Annotated in this window: 12 protein-coding genes; 6 read left to right on the top strand and 6 right to left on the bottom strand. The window is 44.4% G+C overall.

The genetic code is table 11. The annotated features are described in order from the left end of the window. From A28LD_RS05540 to A28LD_RS05525, 4 genes are all read right to left on the bottom strand, one after another. Positions 1–537: a cytochrome b gene (locus tag A28LD_RS05540; protein WP_007420087.1), complete on the bottom strand. Its 537-nt coding sequence runs from the start codon at positions 535–537 to the stop codon at positions 1–3. Next, a complete protein-coding gene (locus tag A28LD_RS05535) occupies positions 534–1,601 on the bottom strand; it encodes a catalase family peroxidase (protein ID WP_007420086.1) in 1,068 nt (355 codons plus the stop codon). Before A28LD_RS05535 ends, A28LD_RS05540 begins: the two co-directional genes overlap by 4 nt. A 159-nt stretch (positions 1,602–1,760) precedes the next feature. Continuing rightward, positions 1,761–2,837, bottom strand: coding sequence for a winged helix-turn-helix domain-containing protein (locus A28LD_RS05530; protein WP_007420085.1), 1,077 nt, complete (start codon positions 2,835–2,837; stop codon positions 1,761–1,763). Positions 2,838–2,857: 20 nt separating this feature from the next. Then, positions 2,858–3,403, bottom strand: a complete 546-nt coding sequence (locus A28LD_RS05525; protein WP_007420084.1) for a hypothetical protein — start codon at positions 3,401–3,403, stop codon at positions 2,858–2,860. Between the two features lie 275 nt (positions 3,404–3,678). Here A28LD_RS05525 and A28LD_RS05520 point away from each other — a divergent pair, with 275 nt between their 5' ends. Then, positions 3,679–4,923: an ATP-binding protein gene (locus A28LD_RS05520; RefSeq protein WP_007420083.1), complete on the top strand. Its 1,245-nt coding sequence runs from the start codon at positions 3,679–3,681 to the stop codon at positions 4,921–4,923. Between the two features lie 72 nt (positions 4,924–4,995). Here A28LD_RS05520 and A28LD_RS05515 read toward each other — a convergent pair whose 3' ends face one another. Continuing rightward, positions 4,996–5,880, bottom strand: coding sequence for a hypothetical protein (locus A28LD_RS05515; RefSeq protein ID WP_007420082.1), 885 nt, complete (start codon positions 5,878–5,880; stop codon positions 4,996–4,998). 174 nt (positions 5,881–6,054) lie between these two features. Here A28LD_RS05515 and A28LD_RS05510 point away from each other — a divergent pair, with 174 nt between their 5' ends. From A28LD_RS05510 to A28LD_RS05495, 4 genes are all read left to right on the top strand, one after another. Continuing rightward, on the top strand, positions 6,055–7,035 hold the full coding sequence (locus A28LD_RS05510) for a M23 family metallopeptidase (protein ID WP_007420081.1): 981 nt from the start codon (positions 6,055–6,057) through the stop codon (positions 7,033–7,035). A 109-nt stretch (positions 7,036–7,144) separates the two neighbouring features. Beyond that, positions 7,145–7,738: a class I SAM-dependent methyltransferase gene (locus tag A28LD_RS05505; RefSeq protein ID WP_007420080.1), complete on the top strand. Its 594-nt coding sequence runs from the start codon at positions 7,145–7,147 to the stop codon at positions 7,736–7,738. A 3-nt stretch (positions 7,739–7,741) separates the two neighbouring features. Beyond that, a complete protein-coding gene (locus tag A28LD_RS05500; RefSeq protein ID WP_007420079.1) occupies positions 7,742–10,189 on the top strand; it encodes a DEAD/DEAH box helicase family protein in 2,448 nt (815 codons plus the stop codon). A gap of 87 nt (positions 10,190–10,276) precedes the next feature. Further along, entirely contained in the window at positions 10,277–11,026 is a 750-nt protein-coding gene (locus A28LD_RS05495) for a nuclease-related domain-containing protein (RefSeq protein WP_158091782.1), read from the top strand. Positions 11,027–11,124: 98 nt separating this feature from the next. Here A28LD_RS05495 and A28LD_RS05490 read toward each other — a convergent pair whose 3' ends face one another. After that, entirely contained in the window at positions 11,125–11,811 is a 687-nt protein-coding gene (locus A28LD_RS05490; RefSeq protein ID WP_007420077.1) for an START domain-containing protein, read from the bottom strand. A 191-nt stretch (positions 11,812–12,002) separates the two neighbouring features. Here A28LD_RS05490 and A28LD_RS05485 point away from each other — a divergent pair, with 191 nt between their 5' ends. Next, on the top strand, positions 12,003–12,848 hold the full coding sequence (locus A28LD_RS05485) for a hypothetical protein (protein ID WP_007420076.1): 846 nt from the start codon (positions 12,003–12,005) through the stop codon (positions 12,846–12,848). The last annotated feature ends 58 nt before the right edge of the window (positions 12,849–12,906 follow it).

Here is a 12,906-nt window from a genome sequence, read left to right as displayed (position 1 = left end):
TTATTTTTTTCTTCCTGTCATACTTTGCAGCACCCCATCGCGTTTCACCAAACCATGATGTAGCGCCGCCGCGATATGCACTAACACTAGCGCAATTAATGCCCATGCAACAAGTGCGTGAACTTCACGAAAGAAACCATACAATGGCAAACTTACCGGCATTATGGCGGGCAAGGTGAACAAATCAAATACCGCAACCGGCCGGCCAGCCGCATTTTGCATAAAGTAGCCACTTAACGGCATAGCGAACATAGCTGCATATAAAAGCCAATGGGAAGCATGAGCAATACGTTTTTGTAATGCTGGAATGCTATCGGGCAGAGCTGGTGTGGTGGTGCGCAGCCGAATAACAAGGCGAACAATAACCGCAATAAGAGCAATAACCCCAAACGATTTATGTAACCCCAACAGGGTTAAATGCCAAGGCTGCAAGCTTTGCACCATGGCAAGGCCGGCAAACAACATTGAAAATAGCAAGAAGGCCATGCCCCAATGCATAATACGTGCACTCAGGCTATATGTAGTTGGCTGGCTCATTGGTTATTCTCCGATTCTTTCTGTGGTGAGGGCTGCAGAGAGCTATTTAAAAAATGCTCGCGAGCACGGCGGCGATACGATTCAGCGTAAGCAGCTGAACGAGCGCGGAGAATAGGGTCGGCGGTAGCCGCCATACCTTTTGGCAACACTAACGGATCGAAGTTAATTTCGTTGCAGTTGCCTTCGCTTTCCGGCATTGCTTGGTGCACCACAATTTGGCCTGCAATCATATTTCTGCGAGTTGAGGGCCAAAGCACGGTTGGATTGGTTTCATCATCTGAATCATTCGCAAAAGTGAAGGTTAAATCAAACGCAACGGGCTGCGCTTCAACGCGTGCAAAAAACTCATCTTGTAGGGCATTGGCATTCGCGGCATCAAGCGTTTCGCCGTTGCTTACTGTAGGCATAGCTGCCCAACGCACGGCTTGGCGATCACCATTCTCATTGATTAAATAGAACGCATTAATACTATGATAAATCTCGCTGGCGAAACTCGAAGAAGGCGTATAGCCCGCTTGCCAATTGCGGAAGGTTTGCGTTTCTGGATGTGCGGCAAAAAAGGCGCTGATCCGTTCAGGGTTACGCTCACCGGTTTCTGGGTCGGGCGAGAGCGCTTGTATCTGCTGATAAAACGCTTCTGGAGTGCCAACCGCCATTACTGGCGGCGTATTCATTGCCGTGAGCCAACGGCTGCTGCCTTCACCGAAGCTAAGCGCTAAGCTACGCACCGGAGCATTCAAATCTGGCGCAGTAGGGTTGCCGCCAGCTATTGAAATACGGCCAACAAAGGGTGTGGAAGTTGCGGTAAACTGCGGCGCAATTGAATAAGGTTGCAGTGAACCATTACTCACAAATTCCCCAGCAACACAGAAACCTTTCGCGTGTGCGCGGCGAAAGCCAAGGTGCGGGTTACCACCTTCTTGTAAGTTCACAAAATCTTGGGCAGTTACCGATGATTGGCCAAGGCCTCCGGCAACTGCAAATACTAAAGCGCCGAGCCCGCCTACAGCACCAATAATAATGGCGTAACGCAAGGGCAGTGCAGATGGTGTTTTCTTCGACATTGGGAATGTAACCTTGTTGGTTTTATGGTTATCCGGATTATACGCCAGCTGGCTTAGTAACGATCAGCAAAAAAATTGGCTCTTGGCCCATTACAAGGAACTTTAATTAGATAACAAGTTGCCCATTAGAGCTTAAAAAAGGCATATATGGACAATATATTATCTAATTCGAAAAGTGGCGAGCACTATGGCGGTGGTGAACAGAGCACCTTCAAGCGCGCCAATCACCATTTGCATTAGTGGCGATAAATGCCCTTTCGGAATGTTACTTGCAGGTAAATTGTGCGCCACCATTTCTAAGCTTCCGGCCAATAGGCTACCACCAGCCAGAACGATGCATGCACCAATAATGGCGCCAATTAAAACAGCAAACAAAGCTGCATGAACATAGGTTTTTGCGCATTGATGCACAAGCGCATAAGTGAAACCAACAGCGGCACCAAGCGCTAGCCCTTCGGCCGCACCTGTTATATCACCGGGATTGTAGCCAAGCAGCAGCATAAAGGTATCGATACCAACGAGTTTTACGAATGCTCCTACGAATAGCCCACCCAGCGCTCCGCCCACAACGCTGCGAAATAATGGGGTATCTTCTTTGAATGGATATTGGCTAATGGCGATGCCAAACGAAACCGCCGCGCCGCCAAGTAATGCCACTAATAATGTTAGGCTCACCATTACAATTAACACCGAGGCTGCACCAAAACTTTGCAGCGCGGGTTGCGAAAGAGCAAGCGCCCCGAACATTACGCCACCAACAAGCCCCGCGGCACCTGCACCTAAAGTGCCGCGGCCACCGAGCATGATGAGTTTATGAATCGGCATTTGCGGGGCGGTTTCATTATTGGTGGCATGCCCAGAAGTGGTATCCAGAGCTCTGTGGTTTGCAGCAAGGCTTGTTGCGGGCGTTTGGGTTATATCGGCAATAAACCGGTACCCATGTTTTGGCACCGTTTCAATAAAACGAGGTGCATTTGCCCGATCGCCAAGGGCGCGGCGAAGCGAACGTATGCATTGCGTAAGGGCTTCATCGGTAACCGGAATACCACCCCAAACCTCGCGCATAAAGCGCTCTTTACTGATCAGTGCGCCGGAATGGGAAACCAATAGCAGTAGAGCATCGAAATAGCGGCTATTTAAATCAACCATGGTTGTAGCATCTGCCGAAGTTCGCGTTAACGAACGTTCGGCAGGGTTAATGGTAAAATCATCAAAATGATATTCAACTGTTGCCATGCGCTACTTAATCTAGGTAGTTATTCTTGTTTTATTGTGGCTTTATCATAGCTATCTGCAGCAACTTTGAATAGCCCGGCCGATACCAGCCACAAAATGGCAAATGCAGAGCTTAAAAAGAAGGCTGGTTTTAAATCTACCGAAAGCGAAAGTGCCAGCGCAATAACGGATATCGAAAGCTGTGCTACCGCGGTTGTTACCATCACCCAACTCATCGCGCTGGCACGGCCACCCACAAATACCGAACTTACCAAAGCAATGCCTATGACACCCAAATACATTAAATTTGCGGGGTGATCTTCACTGCCAATAATGCCTACTGCCAGGTTCATCCATACCAGCAGCAAGCAGGCCAGAATAGCCAGCACCATTCCCATTCGATAGGAACCGTTACTTGATAAGCGCACTGCAAACTCAATAAATAGCCCTGTGCCACCGAGTAAAATCGAGGCTACGATAAAATCAAAAGCATCCCAATCTACCTCAGTGGTAAAACGCATTGCTACTGCGGGCGCAATTAACAACGCCACCACTAAACCCCAACCTGTAATTCGCCAAACGTTCATGACCGTGCTCCTCATATGTAAACGTTGGCGTAAACATAGCGCTGGGGCACATGAAAGTAATGAGGAAAAAGTGAGGAATTTAAGTTTTTCGAGGTATCGATTAGCCGCTAGGCTATGAATACATGACGGGGGATAAAAGTAATATTATTGTTACGGAAGCTAACTACTAATTTAAATCAGACGCAATATAACTTTCAATTGGACGAACTAAAACTTACAATTAGCCGGATTTATTTTTTCAGTTAGACGCATCGGTGTTTGGGAGTAAGACTATAATGAGTTTGATTTATCCACGGCTTGCAGAGCAAAGTATTCGCCTTGCACTGAAAGATACGCCCGTCGTTCTTATTCATGGCTCGAGGCAAAGCGGAAAAACAACACTCGCTAAGTTAATTGGCGAGCCTTCGGGTTATACCTATATTAGCTTTGATGATGTGAGCCAACTTAATGCGGCGAAGTATGATCCGGTTGGCTTTGTTCAAAATTTGCCAGCGTACTGTATTCTTGATGAAATTCAGCGTGTGCCAGAGCTATTTACTTCCATAAAGGCTGTTGTGGATAACCAACGAGACCCGGGGCGCTTTATTTTAACGGGCTCAGCGAATATTTTATTGTTGCCAACGTTAGCTGATTCACTAGCTGGTCGTATGGAAGTGATTAATTTACGTCCTCTCTCGCGTGCAGAAATATCTGGCCGTTGTGAAAAAACGATTTTCGATGAACTAGACAACAATCAGATTATGGCATCATTCGCACCTTCTCGATTATATCGCTTGGGCTCAAGACTTGCTGAGGTTGTCAGTGCAGGGGGTTACCCACCGGCATTAGCTCGAGCGACAGAGAGCCGCAAAGCGACATGGTATAGAGATTATGTGATGACAATTCTGCAGCGCGACGCACAAGATCTTGCCAACATTCAACATTTTCAAGTTTTGCCAAAATTATTAGAGCTTTCTGCAAGCCAAAGCGCACGGCTTTTCAATGTGAGCGACCTTGCGGCACCATTTTCGATTTCTCGCCCAACAATTAGTAACTATCTCGATTTGCTAACGCAGTTATTTATGGTTGAGCTTTTACAGCCGTACCATAACAACCGGTTAAGCCGAGCCGTAAAAACCCCGAAGTTGCATTTACTTGATACTGGTTTAGCGTGTTCGCTCTTGGGTGAAACCGCCAGCTCTCTCGGCCAAAATCGTGCATTGCTCGGGCAACTACTGGAAACATTTGTTTATCAAGAACTGAAAAAGCACTCTGAGGCTACAGAGACATTGATGAAGTTCTACCATTATCGCGATAAAGACAAAGATGAAGTAGATATCGTCGTCGAATGTAACCGAAAGCTATACGGCTTCGAAGTAAAGGCAGCGAGCACCGTTACGTCAGCCGATTTTAAAGGGCTAAGAAAGCTAGAAAGAAGTTTTCAGGAGCCATTTGAACTCGGTATAGTTTTTTACGATGGTGATAAAATCTTGCCCTTCGGGAAAGGGTTTTATGCTTTACCGATTAGTGTATTAATGTAAAAAAAGACTGCGTATACCAAAGCGGGTAAAAGCTTTTACATTGGTGGTCTTAGTATTGGGTAGCAGAGCTTTTTAATCGCCTGCGTTGAGGTATTTTTGCAACGTGGCCAGCAATTCTTCGCCATTCGATTCTAATCCACGCACGATATAGCCGCCGGCTTTATCCTTGCGGCCAATTCTTAAGAAATTTCGGTTCGAAGTTACTGGCGCCCACGGGTTTGGCATTAGCTCAGCGTTTGCGATTTGAACATAGGGAATTTTAGTGTTTCGAAGCGTAGTAATAATTTCGATATGATCATTGTGAAACGTGAGTTGTTTGGGCTTTACCCACGCGCTGTAAATCGTATGAATAGCCAATATTGAGGCAACAATAACTAGCCCAATATTGGTGGAATGCGCGGCATCGAATGAACCCGTTTCTTGATAGTCACGAAAAGCGAAGTAAGTAAAAAGCAAAAGGAACGTACTAGCCCAACCTATAAAATTTGGAATTACATTGGGCTCTTGAAAATACTGCTTTTTCGAAGTTTGCTGTTGTTTTGATGTGATTCGGTTAAGCACAGAAGATACAAGATCATCAAAACGTTCAATATAGTTTGGAATATGAATCTTTCGCGCACCCGATTTATCGAATATATCGAGGCCTTTACCATCATTAATCGAAAGCTCGGCATTTTGTAAATCGCGCCATTTCATTGAGGCAAGTTCTTTACCGTTGTACTCAATAGAAATTGATTCATTGGAAATCTTCACTACATTGCGCTTGACCCTATTTCTTCCAAACCAAGCAATAGCGAGTGCCGCGGGTAAAAGCGCCAACCAAACTTGATTGAATGAAAGTGCTTCAATAAACCTAGAAATAATAATGGAGAAAAACATTAAGTAAATAAAGATAAGAACATTCCAGCCAGAAAATAGCTTCGGTTCACCTTTGTACACTTCCTGTTGTGATTGCATATTAATCCCTTACTAAATATCTCTTTACCGATTGCTCTACCGATCGAATTCTTGCTTAGCGGAGCGATTGTTGGTTTCATTGTAGTATAGCGATTTAGAAATCTCAGCACATTTTTCAATCATCCTTTTAGCTTTTGTAGTGCATCGATTGAACAGAAAAGAAGGAAGCGGCGCGTGAGCAAACAAGAACACAAAGGTTGGCAAAATAAGTTGAGCGCATGGTATTGGCCGATTGTGGCGGCCATCATTACGTTTATTGTGGCCGTTGAATTAATGCGCAGTGTGTTGGGCATTAAATTGGGTACATTGGCGAACTTAGCTTTATATTTCGGGCTTTATTTTGTGTATGCGTGGATATTTAGCGTTCTTGCCGGCGGTAAGAAAGAGAGGGTGCCGCACCCAGCCGAGAATTGGCCGGTTTCTGGGCCTATTCGTTACTGCGGCCGCTATATGATGTTTTTCACGTTCTACCCAACGGTAATGTTATCGGTATTAAACCCGTTTCAATTCGTGCAGCAAATGAAGCAAATTTTTGGCCAAGCAAAAGCCGCAAAGTATCTAAGTAAGCACGAAGAGGAAAACGCCAATTATCAAACGAAAGTGAGTTATCGATTGCCATTTTCAGGCGAATGGTTGGTATTTAATGGTGGGTTAACTAAGGAAACCTCGCATTCTTGGGGCGTATACCCCCAGCGCTATGCTTACGATTTTGTAGTTGCTGATGAAAATTATCGCCGACATCGTAATCAAGGGGCTCGCCTGCACGATTACTTCTGTTACAACCACCCCATATTAGCCGCCGCTGCTGGTGAAGTAGTAGCCGTGCTCGATCGCGTTCGCCCAGCTCCATTGGTAGGTTTCGGTATTGCCGATTTCCTCTGCACGCATTTTGCCGGTAATCATGTGGTTATTCGCCATGCTGAGGGCGAATATGGTTTTTATGCACATTTGATTAAAGGCAGTATCCCTGTAAAAGTGGGCGATCACGTAAGCCAAGGGCAAGTAATTGGCCACTGCGGGCACACCGGGCATTCAAGCGAACCGCACTTACATTTCCATTTACAAAACGGCCCCAGCTTCTATAGCTCCATGGGCCTACCCATTCGCTTCGAAGGCGCTGGTGAAATTACCCGTGGTGAGAAAGTTACAGGGTAGTTTGGCGATATCTTTGAATTTAAACCGATGTGCAGGATAAACCTTCAGAACAGTTAGAGTTCTTAGTTGAATGCGCTATGATGTGGAAAAGCTTAGGAAAAGGCCCTTCATGAGCATCAATTATTACAACGAAAATGCAGCTGAATTTCATGCCGACACTGCCAGTGTAGATATGGCCGCGCTATACGAAGAATTTCTTCTACGCCTTCCCGTGGGCGCGCACATCATTGATGCGGGTTGTGGCTCTGGCCGTGATGCGTTGGCATTTTTAAAGGCTGGTTTTCGAGTTACCGCATTCGATGCCAGCCCAGCTTTGGTAGCAATAGCTCAAGAACGCCTCGGCACTGAAAAGGTAAAGCTAGCTACCTTTGATGAGTTTTCAATAAGTGAACCCTCCGATGCCATTTGGGCTTGCGCTTCTTTGCTGCACGTCCCTTTTGTTGGGCTCCCACACACCTTTTTGCATTTAGCTGAGCAGCTAAAGAGTAAAGGCCTTTTTTATTGTTCATTTAAGTATGGTGATGATGAAGTAGAGCGCGGTGGCCGCCGTTTCACAAACTTAACTGAAGCACGACTAGCGGATGTTATTCAGAATAGCGATTTAGCTATTCAAAAAACGTGGATAACAGGCGATGCAAGACCTGACCGAGAGAATGAGAAATGGTTGAATGCGATTTTGGTGAAAAGTGAAGGTAAGGATTAAATTATGGAATTAGCAAAAGGACACTTGCTCACAACCGGCACAGCAAACGATCCTCTTCTTCCTAAGTTAGTTCATGCAATTAATCACGCTAGTGCAATAGATATCTGCGTTTCGTTTGCCCAACGCTCAGGAGTTTCCTTACTACTTGAACCGTTAATTGATGCCATTAGTGATGGTGCAACAGTGCGCATCATGACATCGGATTATTTGTATATTACTCACCCGCAAGCCTTACGACTGTTGTTTTTACTACAGCAAAGAGGCGCTGAAGTTAAACTTTTTAAGTGTAGTGAGCGCAAAGCCTTTCATCTTAAATCTTATATTTTTGTGCGGGAACGCAATGAACATGGCGTTTCACAGATTGAAGCAGGTACTGCATTTGTTGGTTCTAGTAATTTGAGTGAAAGCGCTCTTACATCTGGTATGGAATGGAATTTGCGATTCGATTTACAGAGCGAATCTAGAGACTCGCTTGCAGAATTTGCGCATATCCGACAGAGCTTTGAATCATTATTTACCACAGCAAACGCTCATCAACTTACTAGCCAAGAAATAACTGCATACATCCAGAAATTTGAAGAGGTTACACGTCAGAATGCGCCTTTAATGCACGTTCTTGGCGTAGAAGATGAGCCTGAACCAGATCGATTTTCTCCAAATGACGCACAAATAGAAGCTTTGTTGGCGTTGCGCGAAAGTAGAAGTGAAGGGTTTAAACGTGGATTGGTGGTGCTAGCCACAGGAATGGGTAAAACGTGGCTGGCTGCTTTTGATGCACAGCAGATTGACGCAGAGCGAGTCCTGTTTGTGGCTCACCGTGAGGAAATATTGTTGCAAGCACAACGCACGTTTAGTTCCTTATTTCCCCAGAAAAGCGTTGGCTTTTATAACGGTTCTCTGAAAGATATAGAAGCTGACTTTTTGTTTGCATCGATCCAATCTATTGGTCGACTCGAGCACTTGAAGAACTTCGAACGTAAGTATTTTGATTATGTGGTGGTAGATGAGTTCCACCATGCTACTTCTCGAACCTACCAAAAGTTATTAAGTTATTTTACGCCTAACTTTCTGCTCGGTTTGACGGCGACACCTGAGCGTACAGATCAATCAGATATTTTAAGCTTATGCGATAACAACCTTATATTTGAACGCACTCTGGTCGATGGAATTGAGCAAAATATTTTAGTGCCATTTCATTATTACGGCATCTATGATGAATTTGTAAACTATCAAGAAATACCTTGGAGGAGTGGCAAGTTCGACCCTTCGGCTCTAGAAAATGCGTTTGCCACTACTCAACGGGCAAGACATATTTTCGGTCATTGGCAAAAACACCAACAAACTCGAACTCTTGGTTTCTGTATCTCTAAACGACACGCTGATTTCATGACGGATTACTTTATCGATCAAGGTATAAAGGCAGTGTCCGTATACAGTGGCTCAGAAGTGCGTAGAAACGAAGCTTTAAAATGGTTGGCAAATGGTGAAGTTGAAGTCGTGTTCTCAGTTGATTTGTTTAATGAGGGAACAGACATTCCCGAAGTTGATACTGTTTTAATGGCAAGACCTACTGAGTCGAAAATTCTATTTTTGCAGCAACTGGGGCGTGGCCTTCGGCAATCGCCAGTAACCGGGAAAACTCATGTTGTTGTATTGGATTTTATTGGTAACCACAAATCGTTTTTGTTAAAGCCCACCAGTCTCCTAGGTACGGTGGGCATAAGGAACATCTTGCAAGTAATTAAGGAGCCTGATGCGAGGTTGGCGGATGGGTGCTATCTTACTTTTGATCTCGAAGTTTTAGATTTTTGGGACGAGTTAGCGAGAGCCGATAGGCCAACATTTGCCGAAGATTATGAATCGTTGAAACTTGAATTGGGTTACCGGCCCACAGCGGCTCAATTTTTTCACGCAGGGTATTACCAAAAAGCGAAAATCCGTCAACAATTTGGAGGTTGGCTCGGTATGATTGCGCAATTAGAAGATACTGAAGAACTGAAAAGCTTATACCGCAGCCACGGCGAGTTTGTGCGCCTTGGCGTAGAGCAAACGGCGATGAGCAAGTGTTTTAAAGCGATTCTACTGCAAGCATTCGTAGACCTTGGTGGTTTTGCTAATACGGCTGGTAGCATGCACGGAGTTCGTTTAGGTGAGTTAGCAGCTCGAAGCTGGGAAATATTACATCGTTACCCCAAGGCTTTAAACCGAGACCTTGGTCCTAATGAACGTTCATTAAATGCTGAGAGCGTTGAGTGGTTGCGATATTGGCAGAAGAACCCAATAGCTGCTTATAGTTCGCAAAACAAAGATAAAAGTGAAGCGTGGTTCAAAACGGAAGGCGATCGTTTCATACCAAATTTTGTAGTAACCGATGATGAGCGTGAATTGTTTGAAACGATTGTGTTCGAGCTTTGTGAGTTAAGAATGGCGGAATATGTTGAACGTCATTGATACGTAGAGCTAGTAAAGAGTTGAATAGTAGTTATTCTATATAAAATTTTTTGGTGAAAATTTCACGGAGTGAGAATGAAGTCACCTTTGAAAGCAAAACCGCTGAATAATCCGGCTCAATCTCTTGAAAAACGATTGGTGGATATTGCATTAGATAGGGTTTTTTTCCCATTGATTGTGTCGATGCTTGTTATTGCTTACACGGTGTATGAGTGGGTGCGTTGGTATTTTGAATTACCTCCAAACCCTGTGATTTGGACGATTCTAGCGATTGTTTTTGCTTCATATTCGGCTTTCAAAATTGTACGCACATTTAAAGAAGTTAAATTACTCGAGCAAGGTATTGCTGGCGAAAAAGCGGTAGGCCAGTTTTTAGAGCGGTTGAGATCTGATGGTGCTGAAGTTTTCCACGATGTTCAAGGAGATAACTTTAACCTCGATCATGTTGTGATTCATCGAAGTGGCATTTATGTTGTGGAAACTAAAACGATGTCGAAGCCCGCAACCGGAAAAACCGAACTAGTTTTTGATGGCCAACAGGTGTTCCGCAACGGGAAGGCTCTGCTGAGGAATCCAGTTATTCAAGTGTCAGCAGCGTCAGCATGGCTACGAGAGCTGTTAGAGGATAGCTCAGGGCGCAAAGTGGCAGTTAAAGGCATCGTTACGTTCCCAGGGTGGTTTATACATTCCAGTCACAACACATCTAAAAACAATATTTGGGTATTAAATCCGAGAGCAATACCTTCATTCATCGGTAAGCAAACCGCGTCATTATCGGCTGAAGATGTTCATCTGTTAAAGTTTCATTTAGGAAAATACGTGCGAGCTAAATATTAAAAAGATCATACACTCACGCGCTTTGAATCGCCCTCGCTTAGGGCTTCTTATATGCACATAATCATACGAATTCATTTGCAAAGGTGCATTGAAAACCCTCATTCCAAACAAGGCACCGAATAATAATCCTTCTGATACTCGCTATCAGCGATAGAGGTTTGCAGTGCGGCAAAAGTTTGCTCAACTGCGGTTATTGCTGAGGCCCGTGCGGAGGTGCGTGGAATATTGCCTTTTGGGTTGGAATTGCCTTGGTAATCTACCTTCACGGTGCCGTTTTCGGTGGCTTGTATGTGCCAGCTGGCGGCAACATCTGTCATGCGGATTACGTTTTTGCTGGGTGGCTTTTCTTCGCTGGCGTTGGTTATTTCAATATGTAGCGCACGTGATTCAGCATCATATTGCCAGATACTTCGCGTAACCATATCGCGATCTGATATTGGCCAATGCGAATCAAACTCGGTGTGAACAATGCGGGTGTATGGGTTCGGTTGTGCGATTAGCTCTGCATCGGTTACAATTTCTATCCAATCTTTTACGCGCTCGGTATCTTCAAACAAATGCATGAAAGCAGCTATGCAGCCTCCGCTATTCCCGTTTAGTTCGGTTCGGGCTCTAATTTGCAGAACATCGTCATCAACGTAGCTATATTCAATTTCAACGTTGCTGTTATTCGCGAAACGTTCCCGCTCACCGGTGGCTATATCGGTTGTTGTATCGGTTGCAGCAGCCGAAGCAACGCTAAGCCCGAAAATTACAGTGAGTGGTAAAGCCATTAAGCATTTCATTTGCATACTCTTTAAAAACTGCATCTCAAACGATTGAGTTGCCTTTAATGATTTTAGCTAACAAATGTTACTTTGCATGTTTCGGGCGAATAAAAAACAAACGATTTCCAATTTAGCCAAAATTGACCACAATATGCACATAAAAATGCTACGTTAATATGAACCTAATGCAGCGAACGAGCGAATTTATCATGTTCAAATTTATTACCTATTTGTGCGTCTTAGTGTTAAGTGGTTTGCTTTTGCAGCCTTCGCAATCAGCGCGTGCAGCCGATTCTCATAGTGTTCATGAGCAAGAGCCGCTCACATTAGCCATGGGAATGTATGAAGGTATCGAAACGTCTACCCGCGAATATATTTTGTTGGGGATTCAAGAGCATGGAACGCACTTTATTCTCGATTATAGAATTTCGAACGGCTTTTACTTGCATCGAGCTTCGTATTTCACCGACGACAACATTTCATGCACTTCGATAAACTGCACCATTACATTTTTTGATGAGATGGGGAACGAACGCCGCCTAACAATGGTGCCTAGTAATTTGGGCTATTGGAATATAACCGATTCTCATCTGAGAAGAGGGTTGGAGCTCCTTTGGGTTGAGAATTACAATTTGAAGCATATTGAGGGTGATTCGGCAGCATATCGGCTAGTAAGTAAACATGGAGAGAAAATACAAAGTTTACTTGAGGGGAATGAGCATGATTTTTACCTTGGCTATTCCTACGGGCCAAGGGCGCACCATCACGAATTGTTAACTTTAGAGCTTCACGATGATAATACAGCAACGTTTGAAGTTTATACTTTGGGCTCGGACCCTTCACTTGGCAGTAAACATACCTTAACGGTATCTCGCGGCGAGCTTGATGAAAACCACTTAGTGTTGCGTTCAGAAGAAAATACGCGATTACGTTTATCTTTGTTTAATAATAATAACGTGCTACTCGAAGGTTTTTTTCTAGTTGGTGAACCCCAAATACCCGGGAAATCTGCTGATAAAGCGGTGTACTTTATGAAGGTTACCCCAATCAATTAACCATATTTGCTTTTTAATTAAATGCACATATACTCTCTATTTGGGCGAGTTATTGTGT

It is taken from the genome of Idiomarina sp. A28L (assembly GCF_000218785.1).
Classification (GTDB): domain Bacteria; phylum Pseudomonadota; class Gammaproteobacteria; order Enterobacterales; family Alteromonadaceae; genus Aliidiomarina.
Note: the sequence above shows the minus strand (reverse complement) of the source record. Positions and strands in the feature narration are given on the sequence as shown.